The following is a 24,544-nucleotide window of genomic DNA, read 5'->3' as shown; positions in this document are numbered from 1 at the left end:
CCACCGCCTCACATCGAAGATCTTGGTCGATCCCGATGATCAGGCGGTGGCCGCTCCACGTCACGACAACACACCGAACGAACCAGCAATCAGCGGCACAATCCCGACCCCGGCGTTAAATCCCCAGCGTCGCGACGAGGCCCCTAGATCCCTAATCGAGCGCGATCTTGCCTTGGCCGCCGGCGCGGCGGGCTCGGGCGAGGCGGGCGAGGATCTGGTCGGCGGGGGCGGGGCGGCCGAAGTGCCAGCCCTGGCCGGCGTCGCAGCCGATCGTCCGCAGCCGCTCGGCCTGGTCGGCCGTCTCCACGCCCTCGGCGGTGACCGTCAGGTCCAGCGCGTGGGCCAGCGACACCAGCGAGCCGAGGATCCGCTCGTCGGTACGGCTCGCCGGGTCGGTCGCCGGCGCCCGCAGCCCGGCCACGAACTCCCCGGCCACCTTCAGCTCGGTCACCGGCAGGTCCCGCAGGTACGCCAGATTGCAGTAGCCGGTGCCGAAGTCGTCGATGGCGATCCGGACCCCCAGGTCGGCCAGCACCCGCAGCGCCCGTACCGGCTCCTCGACGGTGCTCATCATGGTGCTCTCGGTGATCTCCAGCTGGAGCCGTTCGGGCGGCAGGCCGGTCCGGCCGAGCAGCGCCCGCACCTCCTGCACCAGGCCGGGGCGGCGCACCTGGCGGACCGCCAGGTTGACGCTGACGAACGGGGCGTCGTCCCGCCCGGCCGCCCAGCTCTCCGCCTCCCGGCAGGCTTCCGCCAGTACCCAGCCGCCGAGCTGGACGATCAGCCCGGTCTCCTCCGCCAGCCCGATGAAGCTGTCCGGCCGGAGCACGCCCAGCTCGGGGTGACGCCAGCGGACCAGCGCCTCCACGCCGAGCAGGGTCCCGTCCCGGAGCGAGGTCAGCGGCTGGTAGTCCAGGAAGAACTCGCCCCGCTCCAGCGCGCCGGGGATCGCCGCGGAGAGGGCGTACCGGGCCAGCTCGCGGCGGTTGCGGTCGGCGTCGAAGAGGGACCACCGAGCCCCGCCGGCCGCCTTGGCCCAGTGCAGGGTGCTGTTCGCGGCCCGCATGAGCTCGCCGGGCGAGGTGCCGGCGGCCGGACGCTCGACGATGCCGATGCTGGCCGACACGGTCAGTTCGTGGCCGTCGACCAGGGCCGGCTCGCTCACCGCCGCCAGTGCCGTCTCGGCGACCCGGACCACGTCCTCGGTGCAGTCGGCCCGCTCGACCAGGATGACGAACTCGTCGCCGCCGAGCCGGGCGACCAGGTGGTCGCCGAGGACCCGGCGCAACCGCTGGGCCACCCACACCAGCAGCGAGTCGCCGACCTGGTGGCCGAGGGCGTCGTTGACCACCTTGAACCGGTCCAGGTCGAGGAAGCAGACGCCGACCCGGTCCCCGCCCCGGCCGGGCTCGTTGAGCGCGGCGGAGAGCCGTTCGGTGAACAGGGTGCGGTTGGGCAGGTCGGTCAGCGGGTCGTGGGTGGCCTGGTACCGGAACCGGGCCTCGCTGTCCCGCAGCGCCCGTTCCGCCTGTGCCCGGGCCACCATCGCGGCCCGGCGGATCGACTCCTGCTCGTCCAGCGTCCGGTCCCGCAGCGCCCGGGCGTACCCGGTGGCGACGGTGGCCAGCAGCCGGGCCATCCGGTCCTCGACGTCGTCCGCGACCAGCCCGAGGTCGCGTACCAGGCGGAGCTGGATCACCTCGATGGTCCGGCCCAGCCCCTCCGCGGAGGCGATGTGCGCGGCCACCAGCTCCGCGCCGACCTGCTGACCGATCCGCAGGTCGAACGGCTCGGCCTGGAGCGCCACGGCCAGCTGCTCGGTGAGCCGCTGCAGCAGCGCCTCGAGCTGCGCCTGCGTCATCGGCAGGTAGCTCGTACCGGAGACCGCCTTCGCCCAGGCCCGGGCGAAGCTGCCCGGGCAGGAGCGGGTCAGGGCGACCGCCGGCTCACCCACCGAGCCGCCCGACACCGCCCATGAAGACCGCCTGCTCTGCGTTCTCCGCCTGCTCCGGGGACTCGGGACGCCACTGCGGCACCCACACCACACCCGGGTCGACCAGCTCGAAGCCGTCGAAGAGCGAGACCAGCTCCGCGCGGCTGCGGATGAAGAGCTGGCTGTCGGTGCGGCGGTAGACCCGTTCCGCCTCCGCCCGCTCGCCTGTTTCCCGGCGGCCGTCGTCGCTGGCCTGGGACAGCACCAGGTAGCTACCGGGCGCCAGGGACTCGCGCAGGGTCCGCAGGATCTCCTCCGGCCGGTCGGCGTACGGGATGAAGTGCAGCACCGCCACGATCATCACCGCGATCGGCTGGGAGAAGTCCAGCAGCTTGCTGACCTCCGGGTGGTTCAGGATCGCCTCGGGGTGGCGCAGGTCCGCCTGGAGCACGCTGGCCCGGTCGTTGCCGGCGAGGATCTCCCGGCTGTGCGCCACCGCCACCGGGTCGACGTCCACGTAGACCACCCGGGACTCCGGGTCGATCCGCTGGGCGATCTCGTGCACGTTGCCGACGGTCGGGATGCCCGAGCCGATGTCGAGGAACTGGCGTACCCCGGCGTCGGCGAGGAACTGCACCGCGCGGCGGAGGAACGCCCGGTTGGCCTGGGCCATCAGCGGCGCCTCCGGTACCGCGTCCATCATCGCCCGGGCCGCCGCCCGGTCGGCCGCGAAGTTGTGCGAGCCGCCGAGGTAGTAGTCGTACATGCGGGCCACGCTGGGACGTTCGATGTCGATCGTGTCGGGTGCCCAGTCCGGCCGCTGCATGCGCTTGCCCCTTTTTGTCAACAGCCCGTGAGATCGTCGGCCCGCGTGGGCCACCGGGTATTCTGCCCGCCCGTTGTCACCGTGCAAAGACCACCGTCGCTGCGCGCCCGGCCGCTCACCGTACGCGATCGCGGAGGCCCGGGAACGCCGAGAGGCCCGCGTCCGTCACCGGACGCGGGCCTGCGCGGCAGCGGGCTGGAAACGCCTCAGAACTTGGGGGCGTCCGGCGCCTCGAGCAGACCGAGCCGCAGCGCGGTCATCAGCGCCTGGGCCCGGTTGGCGGCACCCAGCTTCTCGTAGAGCTTCGAGATGTGCGTCTTCGCGGTGGACTCGCTGACGAAGAGCTGCTTGGCGATGCCCGCCACGCTCATCCCGTCGGCGAGCAGCCGCAGCACCTGACCCTCGCGGGGGGAGAGCTGCGGGCCGGACGGGGCCAGCCGGCGCTTCATCGCCTCGGCCAGGTCGGCCGCGGTGAACGCGCTGGGGGAGGAGGCGGCGTGCCGGGCGGCGGCCACCACCTCGTCGGCCGGGGCGGTCTTCGGCACGAACGCGCTCGCACCCGCCTCCAGGGCGCCGAAGAGCTGGTCGTCGCCGGCGTACATGGTGAGCACGACGATGCCCATCGACGCGCTGGACTTACGGAGCGCGCGGGTGGCCTCCAGGCCACTGCCGTCGGGCAGCCGCAGATCCATGATCACCACGTCGGGCTGGAGCGCACCTGCCTGGCGCACGCCCTCCGCCGCCGTGGCGGCCTCACCCACGACCTCGAACTGCCGGTCCCGCTCGAAGGCGTGCCGCAGACCCTTGCGGATCAGGTCGTGATCGTCGACAAGGAGAACCTTGGTACGGGTGGCCGGTGTCGGACTAGTGGTCATCCTCGGGTTACTCCCCTTCTGCTGCTGCGCTGCCGCGCACCTTATCGCGCCGGGGCGAGGAGCCGAGTACCACCGCCACGGTCGTGCCGCTGGGTTGCCGCGGCCTGATCTCCAACCGGCCCCGGATACGTTCCGCCCTCTCGGCCATGATCGCAAGACCGTAGTGCCCGTCGGGCCGCTGGTCACCTATGCCGTGACCGTCATCCGACACTTCGATCTGAGCGTACGGGGGATCGACCTCACAGGTGACCCACAGATTGGACGCCCCGGCGTGCTTGCGCGCATTGGTCACCGCCTCCTGGGCGATGCGCAGCAGCTCGGCCTCGGTGGCGGCGGGCAGCCGGGCGGTCGACTCGTCCAGGGACAGGTGCACCCGGAGGCCGCCGGAGGCGCCGACGGTGCGGGCGTACTCGGCGATCGCCGCGGCCAGCCCGCCGTGCCGGTCCACCTCGCTGCGCAGTTCGAAGAGGCTCAGCCGCAGCTCGGTGATCACCCGGGTCACCTCCTGGCGGAGCAGGCGCAGCGACTCGGCGGTCTCCTCGGCGTCGTCGTGCACGGTGGCCAGGGCGTTGTCGATGCCGTAGCCGACCATCACCAGCTCCTGTGCGACCCCGTCGTGGATCTCCCGGGCCAGCCGCTGCCGCTCCTCGTTCGTGGCCAGCGAGCGCACCTCGTCGAAGAGGAGCGCGGCCTCCAGCCGCAGCGCCGCCGGGCCGGTCAGCGCCGTCACCCGCGCCACCACCGGCGGCGGGTAGGCCTGCGGGGTGTCCGCCTCGAGTACGACCAGGCCGACCGTCCGGACCCCGGCGACCAGCGGCACGATCAGGGCGGAGACCTCACCGCCGGAGGACGACCGGGCCTGCGACCGGGCCGAGGTCTGCGCCTGCTGGCTGGCCCAGGCGTCGGCGATGGCCGAGTCCGCATCGAGGGTGGTCTCCCAGTCGACCCGCTCCACGCCGACCTGGGCGAGCACCACCAGCCGGCCGCCGCCGCTGGCGGAGAGCACCGCACCGCGGTCGGTCTTCGCCACCACCCGCAGCTCCTCCAACAGGTGCTCGGAGATGCCGCCCGGGTCCAGCGTCGCCCCCGGCAGCTGCCGGGCGACCGTACGGAGCTGGGTCAGCAGCCGGGTCGCCTCCGCGTACGGCTGGGGCTTGCCCTCGCCGCGGACCCGCATCACCCGCTGCAGCGTGCCGGCGGTGTACAGACCGAGACCGGCCAGGATCAGCCACTGCGCGCAGACCGCGAGGTAGCCGATCTGGCCGAGCTGCCGCCCGCCGTCGATCACGGTGAACGCCGCGCTCACCAGCAGGGTGGCGGCGGTGACCGCGAGCAGCGCCGCGCCCTCCCGGAACCGGCGGCGCAGCGCCGTCACGGTCACCGGCACGGCGAGGTACGGCAGCACCGCCGACGCGCCCAGGCCACCGGTCACGCCGGTGAGGTGGGTATCGGCGGCGATCTGGCTGGCGGCCAGCCCGAGGACCACCACCTCGGCGAACCGGCTGAGCAGCCCGAGCACCCGGTGGTGCGGGGCGAGCACGGCGGGCAGCCCGGCGACACCCAGCAGGGCTATCCACCAGAGCTGGGCGACGTCGCGGGTGGCGAAGAGGGTCAGGACGGCGACCAGCGCGAGCAGTACCGCGCGCGCGGCCGCTGCGAGGGGTTGCGTCTGAGGCTGGCTGGGGGGTGAGGCGGGCACGTGACGGATCGTAGTCAGTGTTGGTAGATGTCGGCGATCTCCGCCGCGTACGTCTTGTGCACGACCTGCCGCTTGACCTTCAGCGAAGGGGTCAGCTCGCCGGTGGCCTCGGTGAAGTCCTGCGGCAGGATCCGGAAGACCTTGATCGCCTCGGCCTTGGAGACGGCCTGGTTGGCCTGGTCGATCGCGCTCTGGACCTCGGCCCGCAGCGCCTCGTCCTCGCGCAGCTCGGCGACGGTGGTCGTCTCCGGCCGGCCGTGCGCGGCGAGCCACTTCGGCAGCGCCTCCTCGTCGATGGTGACCAGCGCCGCGATGAACGGCTGCCGGTCGCCGACCACCAGGCACTGGCTGACCAGCGGGTGGGCGCGGACCTGGTCCTCCAGGACGGCCGGGGCGACGTTCTTGCCGCCGGCGGTCACGATGATCTCCTTCTTGCGCCCGGTGATGGCCAGGTAGCCGTCGTCGTCGAGCCGGCCCAGGTCGCCGGTGCGGAACCAGCCGTCCGGGGCGAGCGCCTCGGCGGTGGCCGCCTCGTTGTGCCAGTAGCCCTGGAAGATCAGGTCACCGGAGATCAGGATCTCGCCGTCGTCGGCGATCCGGATGGTGACGCCGGGCAGCGGTCGGCCCACCGTGCCGATCTTGGTGCCGGTGGGCAGGTTCGCGGCGGCGGCGGGGGAGGTCTCGGTCAGGCCGTAGCCCTCGCAGATGGTCACCCCGACGCCCCGGAAGAAGTGCCCGAGCCGCGCGCCGAGCGGCGCACCGCCCGAGATCGCGTCCCGGCAACGGCCGCCCATCGCCGCCCGCAGCTTGCGGTAGACCAGCCGGTCGAAGAGGGCGTGCTGGGCGCGCAGCGTCACGCCCGGCCCGTCGGCGGTCTCCAGCGCCTCGCTGTACGCGATGGCGACCCGCTCGGCCCGGTCGAAGATCTTGCCCTTGCCCTCCGCCTCCGCCTTCTGGCGGGCGCCGTTGTAGACCTTCTCGAAGACCCGGGGCACGGAGAGCACGAAGGTCGGCTTGAACTCCTGCAGCTCGCCGACCAGGTTCTTGGTGTCCGAGCAGTGCGCCATGGTGGCCCGGGCCTGCACCACGCCGATCTGGATGAGCCGGGCGAAGGCGTGCGCGAGCGGCAGGAAGAGCAGGGTCGAGGCGCCCGGCCGGAAGAGGTTCGGCAGCACCGGCACCGCGTTGGCGATGTCGGCGTACATGTTGCGGTGGGTGAGCACGCAACCCTTGGGGCGGCCGGTGGTGCCGCTGGTGTAGATGATGGTGGCGATGTCGGCGGCCTTCACCGCCTTGCGGCGTACCTCGATCTCGGTCGGGTCGACCGCCTCGCCGGCGGTGACCAGGTCGTCCACGGCGCCCAGGTCGATCTGCCAGACCTGGCGCAGCTCGGGCAGGCGGTCGCGGACGCCGGCGATCAGGGTGGCGTGCCCGGTGCTCTCCACCACCGCGGCGACCGCGCCCGAGTCTTCGAGGATCCAGGCGGCCTGTTCGGCGCTGGACGTCTCGTAGATCGGCACGGTGACCGCGCCGGCCGCCCAGATGGCGTAGTCGAGCAGGGTCCACTCGTAGCGGGTGCGGCTCATCAGCGCGACCCGGTCGCCGGGGGCGATGCCGGCGGCCACCAGCCCGCGGGCCACGGCGACCACCTCGTCGCGGAACTGCCGGCAGGTCACGTCGGTCCAGGCGCGGCCCTCGGTGCCGGCGGGGACGGGCCGGACGAACTGCACCGTGTCCGGGGCGACCTCGGCGTTGTCCCAGACCGGGTCGGTCAGGTTTGCCGCGTCGCCGACGGTGACGATCGGCGGAACGGAGAACTCGCGCACCTGCACTCCCTCGTGCTCGCACTGGCCGGCCGGCCGTGAGTCGGCTTTGTCGAAACCTACCCGCCCGTACGGATAGGTGGGAAAGGGAGGTTGCCTGCCCGCCTGGTGGGACGGGAGGGTGGCGGGACAGTGGCCGTGGGGCCGGCGCGGGGCGTCGCAGGGGTGGAGCAGCGCGCCCGGGGCCGGCGCCGGGTAGCCTCCCCCCATGGCGGACTCCTCCACCCAGTCGACCATCATCGGCGCGCCACCGGACCGGGTGGCGGCGGTCATCTGCGACTTCCCGAGCTACCCGGAATGGACCGACGCGGTGCGGCGGGCGGAGGTGGTCGAGGAGTACGAGGACGGCTACGCCAGCCAGGTCCGGTTCACCATCGACGCCGGCGTGATGGCCGACGAGTACGTGCTGGCCTACGAGTACGCCGAGGACCTGTCCCGGATCGAGTGGCACCTCGTCGAGCCCTCGAAGATGCAGAAGGCGCAGCGTGGGTCGTACGACCTGGTCGGCAACCCGGACGGCACCACGACGGTGACGTACACCCTCGAGGTGGAGCTCTCCGTGGCCATGCTCGGCATGTTTCGCCGCAAGGCCGAGAAAATGATCATGGATACCGCGTTGAAGCAGCTCAAGCGCCGGGTAGAAGCATCCGGTGCGGCCCACTGACCCGACCGGCGACCCGGTCTGCACGGTAGAGGAGCCGGCCATGGGGGGTACGGATCCGGGTTCGGCCCGGGAAGAGGCGGAACGGCTGGTGGCCACGCTGCTGGCCACCGCCCGGCTGGCCAGTTCGGCTCCCGGGGCCGGCCCCTGGGGTCCGCTCGGGGGGATCCTGGCGGGTGTCCTCGGTCACGGTGCCGGTTCGCCCGGCTGGGCCGGCACCCGCGGCGCCGGGTCCGCGTCCGCCTCGGCCGGCGCTGGATTCGCCACCGGTTCGCCGGAATGCTGCGTGTGCCCGATCTGTCGGGGCATCGCCGCGTTGCGGGATCCGAGTCCGGAATTCGCCGAGCGGCTCGCCACCGGTGCCGGGGACCTCGCCGCCGGCGTGGCGAGTCTGCTCCGGGCCTTCGCCTCCGCCGAGCCGGCCGAGCCGGCCTCGCCTGAGGGCGCCGGGGGGTCCGCCGGAAGTCCGGCGGGTGACCACGTGTGGCGCGAGGCCACCCGCACCGGGCATGATTCTCAGCCGGCACCCGAGCAGGACGTGTGGTCCGCCGCCACCCGGGGGGAGGGCGCGGCCGATCCGGGTGCCGTCGTGCCGCCCGCCGATGGTGCCGGGCCGGACGCGCCGGTGCCGAACCGGCCGCCGGCCGGCCGTCCCGTGGTGCCCGCGTCGCGGGCGTCCGGCGAGGTGGGCGAGGACGCACCAGGCGACGGCGCCTGACCACCGGACATCCCGACCTTGCACGGCGGTTCGGGCAGCACAGCAGAGGGGAGTGGCAGCGGTGACGCTGACCATCGGAGTCGACGTCGGTGGCACGAAGGTGGCCGGCGGTGTCGTTGACGACGCCGGCAAGGTTCTCGTGCAGGCCCGACGGGACACCCCCGCCGAGGACGTGGGCAAGACCCGGGACGTCATCATCGAGCTGGTTACCGAGCTGAGCGCCGGCCACACCGTCGAGGCGGTCGGCATCGGCGCCGCCGGCTGGATCGACGCCACCCGCTCCACCGTGCTCTTCGCCCCCAACCTGGCCTGGCGGGACGAGCCGCTGCGGGAGTACGTCAGCACCGCCACCGGCCTGCCGGTGATCGTGGAGAACGACGCCAACGTCGCTGCCTGGGCGGAGTTCCGCTACGGCGCGGCGCGGGAGGCCGACGACTCGATGGTCATGTTCACCATCGGCACCGGCGTGGGCGGCGGCATCGTGCTCGGCGGCGAGCTGCTCCGCGGCGCCCACGGCATCGCCGCCGAGCTGGGGCACATGCTCACCGTGCCGGACGGCCACCAGTGCGGCTGCGGCCGGCTGGGCTGCATCGAGCAGTACGCCAGCGGCAGCGCCCTGGTCCGCTTCGCCCGCGCCACCGCCCGCCAGGAGCCGCACCGGGCCACCGCCCTGCTGGAACTGGCCGGCGGCGAGGCCGAGGCGATCACCGGCCCGATGGTGACCGCCGCCGCGAAGGGCGGCGACCCCGTCTCCGCCGAGGCGTTCGCCCAGGTGGGACGCTGGCTCGGCACCAGCATGGCGGACATGGCCCAGATCCTCGACCCGCAGGTCCTGGTGGTCGGCGGCGGTGTGGTGGAGGCCGGCGACCTGCTGATGGGCCCGGCCCGCCGGTCGTACACCGACGCCCTCGCCCAGCGCAGCCGGCTCCCGGTGGCCGAGATCCGCCCGGCCGAGCTGGGCAACAGCGCCGGCGTCATCGGCGCCGCCGACCTCGCCCGTCGCCCGTGACCGGCGGCGGGGTCCCCGACGCCGACGCGGCTCGGGGCGGCGAGGCGCGGGCCGGGGTGCCGCTGCGGGTGGTGTCGTACAACATCCACACCCAGCGGGATGACACGGCCGCGCTGGCCGCGGTGGTGCGGGCGGCCGCGCCGGACGTGGTGATCGTGCAGGAGGGGCCGCGGCGGTTCCGGTGGCGGCAGAAGACCGCGGCGCTGGCCGAGTCGTTCGGCCTGGTGGTCGGCGCCGGCGGCCTGCCGTCGCTGGGCAACCTGCTGCTGACCAGCCTGCGGGTGCGGGTGCGCGCGAGCCGCTGCCAGCGCTATCCGCTTACCCCGGGCCGGCACATGCGCGGCGCCGCGTACGCCGAGTGCGAGGTGCCCGGCGCGCGGTTCCTGCTGGCCGGCTCGCACCTGTCCACCGACCCCGCGGAGCGGCCCGCCCAGGCGGCGGCGTTCAAGCGGGAACTGGCCGCCGCCACGCTGCCGGTGATCGCCGGCGCCGACCTCAACGAGGGGCCCGACGGGCCGGCCTGGCGGACCGTCGCGGAGGGACTGACCGACAGCGCGGTCGCCGCGGACCGGGCCGACCGGTGCACCTACTCGTGCACCGACCCGCGCCGGCGGATCGACGCCCTCTTCGTCGACCCGCGGATCACGGTGGTCGACTACGACGTGGTCGACACCCCGCAGACCCGCCGGGCCAGCGACCACTTCCCGGTCCTGGTCGACCTGCTGCTGCCCGCGACGGACTGAGCGCCGGCCCGCAGCGCGGGGCTGGACAACCGCCGGAGTTGTCGGCAGGATTTCGCAGCGACCCGGCACGCGCGTGCCGTACATAAGGAGATTCCCGGTGTCCTCCTCCACCGACCTCGGCCGCCCCGATCCGGAGACGATGACCGCCGCCCTCACCCGAGACGGCCGCCCGGTCTCCGACCGGGGTGACACCGTCTGCGTCATCGGCGCCGGGGCCAGCGGCCTCACCGCGGTCAAGAACCTCAAGGAGCACGGCTTCGGGGTCGACTGCTACGAGCGGGAGACCGGGATCGGCGGGGCGTGGAACTGGCGGCACGACCGCAGCCCGGTCTACGCCAGCACCCACCTCATCTCGTCCCGGCCGTTCACCCAGTTCCCCGACTTCCCGATGCCGGACGACTGGCCGGACTACCCGCACCACAGCCAGCTGCTGTCCTATTTCGAGCGGTACGCCGACCACTTCGACCTGCGCCAGCACATCTGGTTCGGCACCGAGGTAGTCCGGGTCGAGCCGGTCGAGGGGGACCGCTGGGACGTCACCACCCGCAGCACCGGCGGGTACGGCCCGGAGCGCACCTCCCGGTACGCGGCCGTGGTGGTCGCCAACGGGCACAACTGGTCCCCGAAGCTGCCCCGGTACGAGGGGCTGGAGGAGTTCCGGGGCGAGGTCATGCACGCCTCGTCCTACAAGGACCCGGCCCAGTTGCGGGGCAAGCGGGTGCTGGTGGTCGGCGCCGGCAACACCGGCTGTGACATCGCGGTCGAGGCCGCCCAGCAGGCGTCCCGCTGCTGGCACTCCACCCGCCGTGGCTACTGGTACGCCCCGAAGTACGTCTTCGGCCGCCCCGCCGACCAGGTCAACGACAGCATGCTCGCGCTGCGGGTGCCGCTGCGGGTCCGGCAGTGGCTCTACCACTGGACGCTGGGGCTGACCGTCGGCGACCTGACCCGCTTCGGCCTTCCGAAGCCCGACCACCGGGTCTACGAGACTCACCCGATCGCCAACAGCCAGCTCGTCTACTACGTCGGCCACGGCGAGATCACCCCGGTGCCGGACGTGGCCCGGTTCCACGCCAAGTCGGTCGAGTTGACCGACGGGCGGGAGATCGACCCGGAGCTGGTCGTCTTCGCCACCGGGTACCTGCCGCGCTTCGAGTTCCTCGCCGGAAAGGTGCTCGGCGACGACGAGGGTTCCGGCCGCCCCCGACTCTGGCTCAACGCCTTCGCCGCCGGTCACCCCACCCTGGCCGTGGTCGGCCTGGTGCAACCGGACTCCGGCATCTTCACGATCTCGCACTGGCAGAGCGTGCTCTTCGCCCGGCTGCTCCGGCTGCGGGCGACCCGGCCGGACCGGGCCGCCGCGTTCGCCAAGCGGGTCATCGCCGGGATCGGCGAGCGGTACTCGGGCAAGGTCAAGGACAGTACGCGGCACTGGTTCGAGGTGGGCCACGGCGACTACCTGCGCGCGCTCCAGCGCGCCCTGGACGAGCTGGAGGTTGGCCGGTGAGCGCGAGGAGTGCAGCGAAGCGGAGCCCCGCAGTCGCGAACGAAGGGGAAGCCCAGTGACGCAGGTGATGCGGGAGGCCGAGCGGCTGCGGATCGTCCGGGCACGGGAGTGGGCCCGTCCGGAGCGGCCGGCCCGCCGCGAGGTGCTCGGCGTCGTACCGGAGGTGGAGGAGGGGCGACCGCCGCTGCTCTTCGTACCCGGGTTCGGGCACGGGGCGTGGGCGTTCGCCGAGCACTGGCTGGAGCACGCCGCCTCCCGGGGCTTCCCGGCGTACGCGCTCAGCCTCCGCGGGCACGGCGGCAGCGCGCCGGCGCCGGAGGCGACGCTGCGGTCGTACACCCATGACGTGGTCCAGGTGGCGGCGAGCGTGCCGCGGCAGGCGGTGCTGGTGGGACACGGCGCCGGTGCCCGGGTGGTCGCGCACGCCTTGGCCCGCTACCCGGCCCGGGCGGCGGTGCTGGTGGCCCCGGTGCTCGGCGGCTGGGGGACGTTCGGCAACTCGCTGCGGCGCAACCCCGGCGGCACCTTGCCGGCGGTCTTCGGCGGCGGCCTGCGGCTGAGTCGCCGGCAGCTGTTCAGCCGCGAGCTGCCCGACGCCGAGGCTCGCCGGTACGTCTCCCGCCTCGGCCGGGCCGGCCGGCGGGCCCAATGGCAGCTGCTCACCGGCCCGGACCCGGAGCCGGCGGTGGGCCGGCCGCCGGTGCTGGTGCTGGGCAGCCCGGACGACCGGGTGGTGTCGCCGGCCGCGCTGACCCGGGCCGCCCGCCGGTACGCGTCGGCTCCACTGCTCTTCCCCGGCATGGGACACGACCTCATGCTGGACGCACGCTGGCGGGAGCCGATCGACGCGATCCTCGACTGGCTGGCGAAGGACCCGACGACCCGCTGACCCGTCAGTCGGCCCCGGCGATCCGGGTGAGCAGGGACCCGCTCTCGTCCAGGGTGCTCAGGTACGAGCGCGCCCAGGCGTGGATGTCGTTGCGGTGCAGGTGCTCGCGCATCGCCCGCATCCGTGCCGTGGTGTCCTCCGGCCCGGCTCGCAGGGCGGCGAGCAGCTCCTGCTTGAGCCCTTCCAGGTCGTGCGGGTTGACCAGGTACGCCTGCGGCAGCTCGGCGGCGGCCCCGGCGAACTCGCTGAGCAGCAGCGCTCCGGTGTCGTCCACCCGGGCGGCCACGTACTCCTTGGCGACGAGGTTCATCCCGTCCCGCAGCGGGGTCACCGCCATCACGTCCGCGACCCGGTAGAGGGCGGCCAGCTCGGCCCGGTCGAAGTTCTGGGTGAGGTAGTGGATGGCCGGCTCGCCGACCCGCCCGAACAGCCCGTTGATCCGTCCGACCTCGCGTTCCACCCGCTCCCGCAGGATCTGGTACTGGCCGACCCGCTCCCGGCTGGGCACCGCCACCTGGATCAGCACCGTGTCCCGGACTTTGACGTCGCCGCTGGCCAGCAGCTCGCTGTACGCCTTGAGCCGCTGCTCGATGCCCTTGGTGTAGTCCATCCGGTCGACGCTGAGGATGACGTGGTCGGGGTCGCCGAGGTCCTGGCGCAACCGGCGGGCCCGGTCGACGACCTCCGGCCGGGCGGCGAGGGCGGCCATCTCGGCGGTGTCGATGGAGATCGGGAAGGCGCCGATGCGGACCACCCGGTCGTCGACCGCGATCCGCCGGTCGGTGGCCGGCAGGTCGAGCACCTTCGCCGCCAGCTGGGCGAAGTTGTGCGCCGCCTGCGCGCGCTGGAAGCCGATCAGGTCGGCGCCGAGCATCCCGCGCAGCAGCTCGGCGCGGCGGGGGAGCTGCATGAACAGCTCCGGTGGCGGAAACGGCACGTGCAGGAAGAAGCCGATCCGCAGGTCGGGGCGGAGTGTCCGGAGCAGGCCGGGGACGAGTTGCAGGTGGTAGTCCTGCACCCAGACCACGCCGCCCGGCTCGGCCACCTCGGCGGCCGCCTCGGCGAACCGCTGGTTGACCCGGCGGTACGCGTCCCACCAGCGCCGGTGGTACTCGGGTTGCTCGACGGCGTCGTGGTAGAGCGGCCAGAGGGTCGCGTTGGCGAAGCCCTCGTAGTGGTCGCGCAGGTCCTCGGGGCTGAGCGGCACGGTGTGCATCCGGACGCCGTCGATGTCGGACACCTCGGGTGCCGGGCCGGTGCCGCCCGCCCAGCCGACCCAGGTCGCCGGGGTGTGTCGCAGCAGCGGATGCAGGGCGCTCACCAGGCCGCCGGGGCTGCGACGCCACTCGCAGGCCCCGTCGGGCGCCACACTGTCGTCAACGGGGAGGCGGTTGGCCACCACCACGAGGGAACTCTGTCGCATCTCGGGGATTCCGATCAGCAGGGGGCCGACCGCCGCGAGCGAGGAACAGCCGGGCAGTCAGTGAGGGAAGTGACGTACAGCCGTATTCCTACTGACAGCAAGTTACACCACTGTTACACCGATGGCTCGGGGCGACCCATGTCCCGGCATGCGGGCGGCCGGTGGAGCGCCGTCAGACGACCGCGCCGTCGTCCGGGTCGTGGTCCTCCGCGTCACCGGGGCGCAGTCGCCAGATCAGCATCACGAAGCCGGCGAGGATGCCGGTGAAGCCCAGCAGCGTCACCACCGACGGGTCGGCGACCATGAGCACAGTCGGGGAGAGGAAGAGCACGAACCCGACCACGATGGCGAGCACACCGACCACCGTGTACTTCGAGAAGCGCGGCAGCGGCGGCGGCGGGGGCGGGGTGTAGTGCTCCTCGTCGGGGTCGTCCGGCAGGCCGGTGCCGAAGGTGTCCAGACCGTCCAGCAGCGAGGGGTCGTCCTGCCGGCCCCGGCTGACCGAGATCCCGGAGATGTCGGCGGCGTACGGGAGCCGTCGGACGTCGGTGGCGGTCGGGCCGGCGGCCTCGTCGGTGCCGCCGCGCGAGGCCGTCCCGCCGGTCGGCTCCGGCGGCTCCGCCGGGTCGTCGACGTCCTCCGCGTCCGGCCACGGGTGGCTGCCGGCCGCCGGGGTGGTGTGGAAGCCCGCGACGATCTTCGCCCACTCGGCCTCGATGTCCGGCTCGTCGTCCCGGGACGGCTCGGGAAGTTCCTCGTCGGAGAGCTGGGTGAGGTAGTCCCGGGCGGTGGTCAGGTGCGAGCGGTCGACGTAGAGCCGGTCGACCGGTCGGGGCGGGACGGTGGTCGTCCGGGTGACCGGGTTGAGGTCGGCGGAGGGCTGGAGGTACGCGGCGATGCCGCCGGCGGCGAGCACGTCGAGCAGATGCTCACCGACGCGCGGATCGACGTCGCCCGCGACGGCGTACTCGCTCGCGTCGAGCCCGTTGTCCCGCCGTCCCCGGCGGGCCCCACCCGCTGACACCGGACACCCTCCTCGTCGCACCTGGCGGTGCGGTCGCTCGGCGCCCCGTACGCCGTGCCCTGAATCGTGACACGTCGGGACCCGGTTCCGGGAGTGCGTTGTGGCGTGCCGCTCCTGGTTCGTAGGCTCATCCCCGACAGTCCCGCTCGCCACGGCGCCCTGGGTGCGGTCCCGGACGCCCGAGGGACCGGGCCCGGCTCCCGGCGGCGGTGGTGTCGCCGCCCCCGCTGGAAGGACCCCGGTGCTGTACTGGCTGATGAAGTACTTCATCCTCGGCCCGTTGCTGAGGCTGATCTTCCGTCCGCAGGTCGAGGGCCTGCACCACGTGCCGGACACCGGTCCGGTGATCCTCGCCAGCAACCACCTGTCCTTTTCCGACTCGATCTTCACGCCGCTGATGGTCAAGCGAAAAGTGACATTCGTCGCTAAAGCGGAATACTTCACCGGTAAGGGCATCAAAGGCTGGCTGACCAAGATGTTCTTCGTCGGCACCGGCACCATCCCGGTGGATCGTTCCGGTGGTCGGGCCGCCCGTGCCGCCCTGGACACCCAGCTGAAGGTGCTGCGGGCCGGCGGCATTGCGGGGATCTACCCGGAGGGCACCCGCTCCCCGGACGGGCGGCTCTACCGGGGCAAGACGGGGGTGGCCCGGCTGGCCCTGGAGAGCGGCGCCCCTGTGGTCCCGGTGGTGATGCTGAACGCCGACGAGATCCAGCCGCCCGGCCAGCTCATCCCCAACATCAAGCGGGTGAAGATCCGCTTCGGCGCGCCGCTGGACTTTTCCCGGTACGCCGGGATGGCCGGCGACCGATTCGTCGAGCGGGCGGTCACCGACGAGATCATGTACGAGTTGATGGAGCTCTCCGGCCGCGAGTACGTCGACATGTACGCGCAGAAGGTGAAGAACCAGCAGGCCGCGGCCGAGGCGGTGAAGGAGCCCGTCGCCGCGTGAGGCGCGAGGTCACCGCTTCTCGGGTCCTCGGGGCCGTCACCGATCGTCATCGTCCAGCGAGGGCCGCCAGGTGTCGCTGCGTCCTTTGCTCTGCTTCAGCGGACGCAACAGTCACCAAGGGTCAGGGATCGAATCGTCGGTAGGCGGCCGCCGCACCGAGACAGTGCCTGCTCGTGCGGGTGTTGCGTGGGCTGCAGCAGAGCAAAGCGAGCAAACGTCTGCCGGTGCTTCCGGACTGGGATTGCGCTGGGTGACGGGCAGCCGGTGATCACCCTGCGCGACGTCTCTCCGCCACCGGCCGCGGGTATCGAGAACCGAGCGCCCGGCTGCCCGTACGGAAAAGGGCAGCGACCGTGGCCACGGACAAGGAGCCGCGCGGCCGTGGGTGGGACGGCGTGGCGCCGCGACGGGCAGCCTGTCAGCGCTCGTTCATGCCGGCGCGACGGCGCAGCGCGCCCACGTCGGTGACCACGATCCGGCGCCCCTCGGTGCGCAGCCAGCCGCGGCTGGCGAACGAGCCGATCGCCTGGTTGACGCTCTGCCGGGAGCCCCCGGCCATCTCGGCGAGCTGGCTCTGGTTGAGCTCGATGGTGATCATCGGGGACTGGCTCTCGCCGGCCAGCCGGACCAGGGTCTTGGCCACCCGCCCGGGCAGGTCGAGAAAGACGTGGTCGGCGTTCTGCTCGGTGAGCCGGCGGATCAGCCCGCCGAGCGAGCGCATCACCGCGTCCAGGATGCGCGGGTTGGAGTGGACCAGTTCCATGAAGGCGGGGCGGGACAATGCGAGCGCGGTGCAGTCCTCGATCGCCTCCGCGGAGGCCGAGCGGGTGGAGGCGTCCAGCAGCGAGACCTCACCCAGCACGTCCGGCGGACGGATCACCGACAGCACCGCCCGCTCGCCGGTCGGGGCGGTCCGGAAGACGGCCACCGCGCCGCGGCGCAGCACGATCAGCGACTCGCCGGGATCGTTCTCCACGAAGAGCAGCTGCCCCTTGCGGTAGGTGCGCGGCACCGCCGCGGCGATGACCCGCTGTCGCACCTCCGGTTCGAGCCCGGCGAACATCTCGACGCCCGTGAGCGCGTCACCCGGCTCCGGCAGGCGAACCTCCACGGCCCAACCCCTCCCCGGTCAAGGACCACAACTCGCAGCCGGGTGAACCTGACAGCCCCCGGTACGAGCCAGAGAACCGGTTCGGCGTCCGGTAGCGGTACACATCAGATCATGACGGCCCCGTCGCGTGCTGTACACCCCTGTCGACACTTCCGTGACCCTGCCCGAGCTGCGGCGCCGGGCAGCGGGTGCCCCGGCGGCCGGGGTGCGGAGGCGGTGGGCGAGGATGGCGGGCGATGGTCTACCGCTACTTCTACGACTGCGAGTTCATCGAGGACGGCCGGATCGTCGACCTCGTGTCGATCGGCGTCGTCGACGAGTACGGCCGCGAGTTCTACGCGGTCTCCACCGAGTTCGACGACTCCCGTGCCGTCCCCTGGGTGCGCCGCAACGTCCTCGACAAGCTCCCCTCGCCGGCCGACCGGGCCTGGCGGTCCCGGGAGCGGATCCGCGACGACCTCTACGACTTCCTGATGGAGCCGATCCGGGACCGGCCGGGAGAGCAGCTGGAGCTGTGGGCCTGGTACGCCGCGTACGACCACGTGGTGCTGGCCCAGCTCTGGGGGGCGATGCCGGCGCTGCCCCGGGAGATCCCGCGGTTCACCAAGGAGCTGCGCCAGCTCTGGGACGACCGGGGCCGGCCGAAGCTGCCGGACGCCGAGGCGGACCGGCACGACGCCCTGGTCGACGCCCGGCACAACCTGGCCCGGTGGCGGGCGATAACCCGGCGGTGACCTGCCTGCCGGCCACGGAGGGCCGTTCCGGCGGGTGAACGCGCCCCCGGGGCGCGCTGTCGGCCGACCGTTGTGGCGACTACAGTGCGCACTGACGGCCCGCCCCGGGCCGGCAACGGCGCCGATGGTCTGATCTGACACATATCCTGGGGCTTATCCGGGCTTCACCTGATGCTCCAGGAGGATGAGCAGATCATGCGTATCGGCGTGCTCACCGGCGGCGGCGACTGCCCAGGTCTCAATGCGGTGATTCGGGCGGTGGTCCGCAAGGGCGTCGCCACCTACGGTCACGAGTTCGTGGGTTTCCAGGACGGCTGGAAGGGTCCGCTGGAGGGCCGCTCCAAGCCGCTGGGCATCGCGGACGTGCGGGGCATCCTCCCGCGCGGCGGCACCATCCTCGGCTCGTCCCGGACCAACCCGTTCAAGATCGATAACGGGGTCGAGCGGATCAAGGACAACCTCGCCGCGCAGGGTGTGGATGCGCTGATCGCGATCGGTGGTGAGGACACCCTCGGCGTCGCGACCAAGCTGCACGAGCTGGGCGTTCACGTGATCGGCGTACCGAAGACCATCGACAACGACCTCGGCGCCACCGACTACACCTTCGGCTTCGACACCGCGGTCAACATCGCCATGGAGGCGATCGACCGGCTGCACACCACCGCGGAGAGCCACCACCGCACCCTGGTCGTCGAGGTGATGGGCCGGCACGCCGGCTGGATCGCCCTGCACGCCGGTCTCGCCGGCGGCGCCAACGTGATCCTGCTGCCGGAGCGGCAGTTCGACGTCGACCAGGTCGCCGGGTACGTCGAGAAGCGCTTCCAGCACCAGTACGCCCCGATCGTCGTGGTCGCCGAGGGCGCCCAACCGCTCGAGGGCCAGATGATCCTGCACAACCAGGAGCTCGACTCGTTCGGCCACGTCCGCCTCGGCGGCATCGGCCAGTGGCTCGCCGAGCAGCTGGAGGCGAAGACCGGCAAGGAGGCCCGCACCGTCGTGCTCGGCCACATCCAGCGCGGTGGCACCCCGACCGCGTTCGACCGCGTGCTCGCCACCCGCCTCGGCCTGCACGCCATCGACGCCGCCCACGAGGGCGACTGGGGCAAGATGGTCGCCATGCAGAGCACGGACATCGTCCGGGTCCCGCTGGCCGAGGCCACCCGCGAGCTGAAGACCGTGCCGTTGGAGCGGTACGCCGAGGCCGAGGTCTTCTTCGGCAGCTGATCGACGGCAGGCGGCGCGGCGGCCCGCAAGGTCCGCCGCGCCGCGCCTCGACCGAGAGGGGTACGGCGGAGATGGCATCCGGGGCGCACACCGTCGCGGTGATCGGCGCGGGCAAGATCGGCGAGCTGATGCTCTCCGGGCTGCTCCGCTCCGGCTGGCCGGTGGAGCGGCTGCTCGCCACCGCCCGGCGGCCCAGCCGCGCGGAGGAGCTGACCGCCCGGTACGGCGTACGGGTGGTGGACAACCTGGTCGCGGTGGACGAGGCGGAGGTGCTCGCCATCTCGGTCAAGCCGCAGGACGCGGCGACGCTGCTGGACGAGATCGGCCCCAAGGTGCCGGCCGACAAGCTGGTCGTCTCGCTCTGTGCCGGCCTGCCCACCAGCTTCTTCAGCCGCCGGCTGCCCGACGGCACCCCGGTGGTCCGGGTGATGACCAACACCCCCGCCCTGGTCGACGAGGCGATGACCGCCATCTCGGCCGGCGCGCACGCCACCGGCGAGCACCTGGCGCTCGCCGAGGAGATGTTCAAGCCGCTCGGCGCGACCCTGCGCGTGCCCGAGTCCCAGCAGGACGCGGTGACCGCCCTCTCCGGCTCCGGCCCGGCGTACTTCTACCTGCTGGTCGAGGCCATGATCGACGCGGGCATCCTGCTCGGCCTGCCGCGCCAGGTGGCGCACGAGCTGATCGTGCAGACCGCGATCGGCTCGGCGGTCATGCTGCGCGACTCGGGCGAGCACCCGGTCAAGCTGCGCGAGGCGGTCACCTCGCCGGCCGGTACCACCATCTCGGCCATCCGTGAGCTGGAGAACCACGGCGTCCGCGCGGCCATGCTGGCCGCCCTCGAGGCCGCCCGGGACCGGGCCCGCGAGCTCGCCGCCCAAGCCGACTGAGGCCGGTTGGTTTCACGCATCGGCGGGGAGAACCGGTACGTCGTCGTGCCGCATACTGGCCCGGTGTTCACTCTCGCGCAGGCGCGACACCTGGTGGCCACCCTGCGGCCGCGGATCGATGAGCTGATCCGGCTCCGGGCCGACCTCGCCGAGCTGCGGGTCGACCTGGCCGACCACAGTGCCAGTCCGCTCGGCGGGCTGGCCGAGGTCAAGGCGCTGGAGGCCCGGCTGCACGCCGTGCTGGACGAGCTCAACGAGCACGACATCCAGGTCAAGGGCATCGCGCCGGTGCTGCTGGACTTCCCCGGGGAGCGCGACGGTCGGCCGGTGCTCTGGTGCTGGCTGGAGGGGGACGGCGACGTGCGCTGGTACCACCGGGTCGAGTGCGGCTTCGCCGGCCGCCGACCCGTCTGATTCCCGCCCGGGTCTCCGGGCGGCGGTCCGGCTCGGTACCGTCCGGGCCATGGTCATGGCGCGCCCCGCGACGGCCGGTGACGCCGCGGAGCTGGTCCGGCTCCGGGGCTTGATGCTCGCCGCGGTGACCGGCACGGAACCCCCGCCGGGGCCCTGGCAGGACGTCGCGCGGGAGGACCTGAGGGAGTGGCTGGCGGAGCCGGAGGGTTCGCTGGCCGCGTTCGTGGTCGACGCGCCGGACGGGGGGCTGGCCGCCTGCGCGGTCGGCACGATCGAGCGCCGGCTCGGCGGCCCGACGAATCCGGACGGCCGGGTGGGGTACGTCTTCAACGTCTGCACCGATCCGGAGCACCGCCGGCGCGGCTACTCCCGGGCGTGCATGACGGCGCTGCTGGACTGGTACCGGCGGCGCGGGGTGCGCCGGATCGACCTGCGCGCCTCCGCCGCGGGACAGCCGCTCTACCGCTCGCTCGGCTTCGAGCCCACCCGCGACCCGACGATGCGGCTGGCGCTCCCCGGCGACCCGGTAGGCTGAGCGGCCCGACCGTGGTGGTTGGTCATTCGGCCGGCAGCACCTTCTCGATCGCGGCCCGCAGCTCCGGGGAGTCCGGGGTCACCGTGGGCGCGAACCGGGCCGCCACCGTACCGTCCGGCGCGACCAGGAACTTCTCGAAGTTCCACCGGACGTCGCCGGTGTGCCCCTCGGCGTCCGGGGTGGGCACCAGGTCGGCGTAGAGCGGGTGCCGCGACGGCCCGTTGACGTCCACCTTCTCCGTCAGCGGGAAGGTCACGCCGTAGTTGAGCTCGCAGAACTCGCTGATCTCCTCGGCCGTGCCGGGCTCCTGGCCGGCGAACTGGTTGCACGGCACGCCCAGCACCACCAGGCCGCGGTCGGCGTACTCGCCGTACAGGGCCTGGAGGAGGGCGTACTGCGGGGTCAGGCCGCAGCGGGAGGCCACGTTGACCACGAGCAGGGCGCGGCCCCGGTGCTGCGCGAGGTTGGCCGGGCCGCCGGAGAGCGCGTCGATCTGGACGTCGAAAACGGTCATGTGGCGAGGCTACGCGTCCGAGCGTCGACGCCGCTGCAGGGCCGAACAAATCGATGCATGCACATCTTGACTAAGTGATGACGGCGTGAGTAGCGTCGCAGCAATCAATTTGGAAAGTTTCCTAACAGTTGGGGAGACGCCACATGAAGAGATCGCTCCGCCGGGCTCTCTGGGCCGGTGCCGTGGTCGCCCTGGCGGTCGCGGCGGTCCCGATGGCCACGGCGTCCGCCGCCGGTAGCGTGACCGCCACGTTCGCTAAGGTGCAGGACTGGGGGACCGGTCACGAGACCAAGGTGACCGTCACCAACGGCACCGACGCCGGCGTGGACACCTGGCGCATCGAGTTCGACCTGCCCTCGGGCACCACGATCAGCAGCTTCTGGGACGCCGATGTCACCAGCAGCGGCAACCACTACATCGCGGTGAAGAAGAGCTGGGCCGGCCCGCTCGCCCCGGGCGCCAGCTTCAGCTGGGGCTACAACGGCACCGGGCCGTACGCCGCCCCGCTGAACTGCACGGTCAACGGCGCGTCCTGCTCCGGTGGCGGTACCCCGACCACCACCGCGCCCTCGCCGACCACCTCACCCACGGCCTCCCCGACCGCGTCACCGACCGCCTCACCGACCAGCTCGCCGACGACCACTCCCACCACCTCGCCGCCGCCGACCGGCGACCGGAAGGTCGTCGGCTACTTCGCCGAGTGGGGCGTCTACGGCCGCAACTACCACGTCAAGAACATCCACACCAGCGGGTCCGCGGCCAAGCTCACCCACATCCTGTACGCCTTCGGCAACACCACCGGCGGGCGCTGCACGATCGGCGACAGCTACGCCGACTACGACAAGGCGTACACCGCGGCGGACAGTGTGGACGGCGTCGCCGACACCTGGGACCAGCCGCTGCGCGGCAGCTTCAACCAGCTGCGCAAGCTCAAGAAGATGTACCCCCACCTGAAGGTGCTCTGGTCCTTCGGCGGCTGGACCTGGTCGGCCGGCTTCACCCAGGCCGCGCAGAACCCGGCCGCGTTCGCCGACAGCTGCTACAACCTGGTCGAGGACCCGCGCTGGGCCGACGTCTTCGACGGCATCGACATCGACTGGGAGTACCCGAACGCCTGCGGCCTGCAGTGCGACAGCAGCGGTCCGAACGCCTTCAAGAACGTGATCAGCGCCCTGCGGGCGAAGTTCGGCTCCAGCGCCCTGGTCACCGCGGCGATCACCGCCGACGGAAGCAGCGGCGGCAAGATCGACGCCACCGACTACGCCGGCGCGGCGCCGTACCTGAGCTGGCTGATGCCGATGACGTACGACTACTTCGGCGCCTGGGCGGCGCAGGGGCCGACCGCCCCGCACTCGCCGCTCACCTCGTACACCGGCATCCCGCAGCAGGGCTTCTACGCCGACGCGGCGATCCAGAAGCTCAAGGCCAAGGGCGTTCCGGCCAGCAAGCTGCTGCTCGGCATCGGCTTCTACGGCCGGGGCTGGACCGGGGTCACCCAGGCGGCGCCGGGCGGCACCGCGACCGGCCCGGCACCGGGCACCTACGAGCAGGGCATCGAGGACTACAAGGTGCTGCGCAACACCTGCCCGGCGAACAGCACCGTCGCCGGCACGGCGTACGCCCTCTGCGGCGGCAACTGGTGGAGCTACGACACCCCGTCCACCATCGGCGGCAAGATGACGTACGCGAAGAACCAGGGCCTCGGTGGCGCCTTCTTCTGGGAGCTCTCCGGTGACACCGGCAACGGCGAGCTGATCGGCGCCATCAGGGGCGGTCTCGGCTGAGCCGAGGGCCGACGCACCACCCCACCCGGCGGGGAGGGACCGCGAACCGGTCCCTCCCCGCCCGCGCGCCCGGTCAGCGCCGGATGGCGCGCTCGCGGTGTTCCCGCGGCGAGATCCCGTACGCCGCCCGGAACACCCGGCTGAAGTGGGCGCGGTCGCGCAGGCCCCAGCGGGCGGCGATCTGGTGCACCGCGAGATGACCGAGTCGCGGGTCGGCCAGGTCCCGGAAGCAGCGTTCCAGCCGGCCGGTGCGGATCAGGGCGGCGACCGTTGTGCCGGTGCCCGCGAAGAGCCGGTGCAGCGACCGGAGCGACAGGTGGTGCGCCGTCGCCACGGCGGCCGGAGTCAGCTCCGGATCGTCCAGGTGCCGCCGGACGAACGCCTCGACCTGGCTGCGCAGGCCGGTGACCCGGACCTCGACCGGCAGCTCGCCTTCGACGTCCAGGCGCCGGGCCAGGGTGCCGGCGATCAGGTCCAGCGCGATGCGGTCGAGCTGCGGCGCGTCGGACCCGTCGTACTGCTCGGGGTGCTCGACGACCTGCCGCAGGAAACCGGCGAGCAGCGCGGCCACCCGGCGGGCGGGCAGCGGCAGCGCGGCGTGCGGCACCAGCGCGGTGACCGTGTGCACCGGCGCCCGGCGTGAGCCGTCGGGCCGGTGCGTGGAGCCGTGCGGGCGGACGGTGTCGATGAGGGCGAAGCCGGACGGGTCGAGCGAGCCGGCCCGCCGTTCCTGGGACATCACGCCGTGCCCGGACAGCGGCAGGGCGAGCTGGTACAGCTCCGGGTCGGAGCTGCGGATCATCCTCGGCGTCCGGGCCAGCTCCAGCGACGGGTACCGCCAGGCGCCCAGCCGGACCGCGCCCAGGTCGACGGCGCGGGCCGACGCGGTGAAGTCGTCCGCGTGCTCGCTGCTGATCCGGGCCGGCACCGACTCGCGGGCGACCAGTTCCTGCCAGAAGTCGAACCGCTCGGCCGGGGGCAGCCACGCGGTGTCGATCGACGCCACGGCAAGGATGGCCGGTCACCTCCCCGGCGGCGGGCCCAGCACCCACCGTCCACCGCAGACTCACCAGCCGCCGCGAACCCCCACGCGGCCCGCTCCGCGGCGCCACCCACCACACGGCGGGGGGCAAAGGTCAGCGGGCGAGCCAGAGGGCGGGGACGTTGGGCGGTTCCCAGCCGACGAGCGAAGTGTGGGCCTGCCGGCACTGCCAGGTCCGCCCGGCGTAGCTGGCCAGCGCGCCCAGGGCGTACGC

The 24,544-nt window shown here is 72.8% G+C and carries 24 protein-coding genes; 13 read left to right on the top strand and 11 right to left on the bottom strand.

Features of this window, described 5'->3' with window-relative positions:
- Window positions 1–151: 151 nt before the first annotated feature.
- From DKL51_RS13170 to DKL51_RS13150, 5 genes are all read right to left on the bottom strand, one after another.
- Window positions 152–1,969 carry a putative bifunctional diguanylate cyclase/phosphodiesterase gene (locus DKL51_RS13170; RefSeq protein WP_423790656.1) on the bottom strand — a complete coding sequence of 606 codons (1,818 nt, stop codon included), beginning with the start codon at window positions 1,967–1,969 and terminating at the stop codon, window positions 152–154.
- The gene (locus DKL51_RS13165; protein WP_109944858.1) at window positions 1,947–2,759 is read right to left on the bottom strand and encodes an SAM-dependent methyltransferase; all 813 of its coding nucleotides are present in this window, start codon (window positions 2,757–2,759) and stop codon (window positions 1,947–1,949) included. Before DKL51_RS13165 ends, DKL51_RS13170 begins: the two co-directional genes overlap by 23 nt.
- 206 nt (window positions 2,760–2,965) lie before the next feature.
- Window positions 2,966–3,634, bottom strand: a complete 669-nt coding sequence (locus DKL51_RS13160; RefSeq protein ID WP_007072219.1) for a response regulator transcription factor — start codon at window positions 3,632–3,634, stop codon at window positions 2,966–2,968.
- Between the two features lie 7 nt (window positions 3,635–3,641).
- Window positions 3,642–5,333, bottom strand: coding sequence for a GAF domain-containing sensor histidine kinase (locus tag DKL51_RS13155; protein WP_124812092.1), 1,692 nt, complete (start codon window positions 5,331–5,333; stop codon window positions 3,642–3,644).
- 14 nt (window positions 5,334–5,347) lie between these two features.
- Window positions 5,348–7,159, bottom strand: coding sequence for an AMP-dependent synthetase/ligase (locus tag DKL51_RS13150; RefSeq protein WP_124812091.1), 1,812 nt, complete (start codon window positions 7,157–7,159; stop codon window positions 5,348–5,350).
- Window positions 7,160–7,364: 205 nt separating this feature from the next.
- Here DKL51_RS13150 and DKL51_RS13145 point away from each other — a divergent pair, with 205 nt between their 5' ends.
- The 6 genes from DKL51_RS13145 to DKL51_RS13120 all read left to right on the top strand — a co-directional run bounded on the left by DKL51_RS13145 (window position 7,365) and on the right by DKL51_RS13120 (window position 12,683).
- Window positions 7,365–7,820, top strand: coding sequence for an SRPBCC family protein (locus tag DKL51_RS13145; RefSeq protein WP_109944856.1), 456 nt, complete (start codon window positions 7,365–7,367; stop codon window positions 7,818–7,820).
- A gap of 40 nt (window positions 7,821–7,860) precedes the next feature.
- Window positions 7,861–8,535: a hypothetical protein gene (locus DKL51_RS13140; protein ID WP_109944855.1), complete on the top strand. Its 675-nt coding sequence runs from the start codon at window positions 7,861–7,863 to the stop codon at window positions 8,533–8,535.
- A gap of 52 nt (window positions 8,536–8,587) precedes the next feature.
- Window positions 8,588–9,544 carry an ROK family glucokinase gene (locus DKL51_RS13135; RefSeq protein ID WP_185734789.1) on the top strand — a complete coding sequence of 319 codons (957 nt, stop codon included), beginning with the start codon at window positions 8,588–8,590 and terminating at the stop codon, window positions 9,542–9,544.
- On the top strand, window positions 9,541–10,287 hold the full coding sequence (locus DKL51_RS13130; protein WP_260428470.1) for an endonuclease/exonuclease/phosphatase family protein: 747 nt from the start codon (window positions 9,541–9,543) through the stop codon (window positions 10,285–10,287). Before DKL51_RS13135 ends, DKL51_RS13130 begins: the two co-directional genes overlap by 4 nt.
- 97 nt (window positions 10,288–10,384) lie before the next feature.
- A complete protein-coding gene (locus DKL51_RS13125) occupies window positions 10,385–11,794 on the top strand; it encodes a flavin-containing monooxygenase (protein ID WP_124812090.1) in 1,410 nt (469 codons plus the stop codon).
- 67 nt (window positions 11,795–11,861) lie between these two features.
- Window positions 11,862–12,683 (top strand): alpha/beta hydrolase, encoded by an 822-nt coding sequence (locus DKL51_RS13120; protein WP_124812093.1) that lies wholly within the window; start codon window positions 11,862–11,864, stop codon window positions 12,681–12,683.
- A gap of 4 nt (window positions 12,684–12,687) precedes the next feature.
- On the opposite strand, the gene DKL51_RS13115 is transcribed toward DKL51_RS13120, so the two are convergent.
- Both DKL51_RS13115 and DKL51_RS13110 read right to left on the bottom strand, forming a co-directional pair.
- A complete protein-coding gene (locus DKL51_RS13115; RefSeq protein ID WP_109944852.1) occupies window positions 12,688–14,106 on the bottom strand; it encodes an alpha,alpha-trehalose-phosphate synthase (UDP-forming) in 1,419 nt (472 codons plus the stop codon).
- 172 nt (window positions 14,107–14,278) lie between these two features.
- Window positions 14,279–15,130 (bottom strand): DUF308 domain-containing protein, encoded by an 852-nt coding sequence (locus DKL51_RS13110; protein WP_109944851.1) that lies wholly within the window; start codon window positions 15,128–15,130, stop codon window positions 14,279–14,281.
- Window positions 15,131–15,371: 241 nt separating this feature from the next.
- On the opposite strand from DKL51_RS13110, the gene DKL51_RS13105 reads away from it, so the two are divergent.
- On the top strand, window positions 15,372–16,082 hold the full coding sequence (locus tag DKL51_RS13105) for a lysophospholipid acyltransferase family protein (RefSeq protein WP_124812089.1): 711 nt from the start codon (window positions 15,372–15,374) through the stop codon (window positions 16,080–16,082).
- A 418-nt stretch (window positions 16,083–16,500) separates the two neighbouring features.
- On the opposite strand, the gene DKL51_RS13100 is transcribed toward DKL51_RS13105, so the two are convergent.
- Complete coding sequence (locus DKL51_RS13100; RefSeq protein ID WP_109944849.1) at window positions 16,501–17,193, bottom strand: Crp/Fnr family transcriptional regulator; 693 nt, start codon at window positions 17,191–17,193, stop codon at window positions 16,501–16,503.
- Window positions 17,194–17,429: 236 nt separating this feature from the next.
- On the opposite strand from DKL51_RS13100, the gene DKL51_RS13095 reads away from it, so the two are divergent.
- From DKL51_RS13095 to DKL51_RS13075, 5 genes are all read left to right on the top strand, one after another.
- On the top strand, window positions 17,430–17,927 hold the full coding sequence (locus DKL51_RS13095; protein ID WP_124812088.1) for a polyadenylate-specific 3'-exoribonuclease AS: 498 nt from the start codon (window positions 17,430–17,432) through the stop codon (window positions 17,925–17,927).
- Window positions 17,928–18,122: 195 nt separating this feature from the next.
- Complete coding sequence (locus tag DKL51_RS13090; RefSeq protein WP_109944892.1) at window positions 18,123–19,151, top strand: 6-phosphofructokinase; 1,029 nt, start codon at window positions 18,123–18,125, stop codon at window positions 19,149–19,151.
- Between the two features lie 71 nt (window positions 19,152–19,222).
- Window positions 19,223–20,041 (top strand): pyrroline-5-carboxylate reductase, encoded by an 819-nt coding sequence (gene proC / locus DKL51_RS13085; RefSeq protein ID WP_109944847.1) that lies wholly within the window; start codon window positions 19,223–19,225, stop codon window positions 20,039–20,041.
- Window positions 20,042–20,104: 63 nt separating this feature from the next.
- Complete coding sequence (locus DKL51_RS13080) at window positions 20,105–20,455, top strand: DUF2203 domain-containing protein (RefSeq protein WP_109944846.1); 351 nt, start codon at window positions 20,105–20,107, stop codon at window positions 20,453–20,455.
- Between the two features lie 49 nt (window positions 20,456–20,504).
- Window positions 20,505–20,990 (top strand): GNAT family N-acetyltransferase, encoded by a 486-nt coding sequence (locus DKL51_RS13075; protein ID WP_124812087.1) that lies wholly within the window; start codon window positions 20,505–20,507, stop codon window positions 20,988–20,990.
- A gap of 22 nt (window positions 20,991–21,012) precedes the next feature.
- Here the strand turns inward: DKL51_RS13075 and DKL51_RS13070 are convergent, their stop codons facing one another.
- Window positions 21,013–21,504 carry a glutathione peroxidase gene (locus DKL51_RS13070; RefSeq protein WP_109944844.1) on the bottom strand — a complete coding sequence of 164 codons (492 nt, stop codon included), beginning with the start codon at window positions 21,502–21,504 and terminating at the stop codon, window positions 21,013–21,015.
- Between the two features lie 143 nt (window positions 21,505–21,647).
- On the opposite strand from DKL51_RS13070, the gene DKL51_RS13065 reads away from it, so the two are divergent.
- Window positions 21,648–23,288 carry a glycosyl hydrolase family 18 protein gene (locus tag DKL51_RS13065; RefSeq protein ID WP_109944843.1) on the top strand — a complete coding sequence of 547 codons (1,641 nt, stop codon included), beginning with the start codon at window positions 21,648–21,650 and terminating at the stop codon, window positions 23,286–23,288.
- Window positions 23,289–23,361: 73 nt separating this feature from the next.
- Here DKL51_RS13065 and DKL51_RS13060 read toward each other — a convergent pair whose 3' ends face one another.
- Together DKL51_RS13060 and DKL51_RS37135 are read right to left on the bottom strand one after the other, a co-directional pair.
- Entirely contained in the window at window positions 23,362–24,294 is a 933-nt protein-coding gene (locus DKL51_RS13060; protein WP_124812086.1) for a helix-turn-helix domain-containing protein, read from the bottom strand.
- Window positions 24,295–24,424: 130 nt separating this feature from the next.
- Window positions 24,425–24,535 (bottom strand): carbohydrate-binding protein, encoded by a 111-nt coding sequence (locus DKL51_RS37135; RefSeq protein WP_369008635.1) that lies wholly within the window; start codon window positions 24,533–24,535, stop codon window positions 24,425–24,427.
- Window positions 24,536–24,544 lie beyond the last annotated feature (9 nt).

The organism is Micromonospora globispora (assembly GCF_003857015.1).
GTDB classification, from domain to species: Bacteria; Actinomycetota; Actinomycetes; order Mycobacteriales; family Micromonosporaceae; genus Micromonospora; species Micromonospora globispora.
The sequence above is the reverse complement of the archived record's forward strand: the minus strand, read 5'-3'. Positions and strand labels throughout refer to the sequence as shown.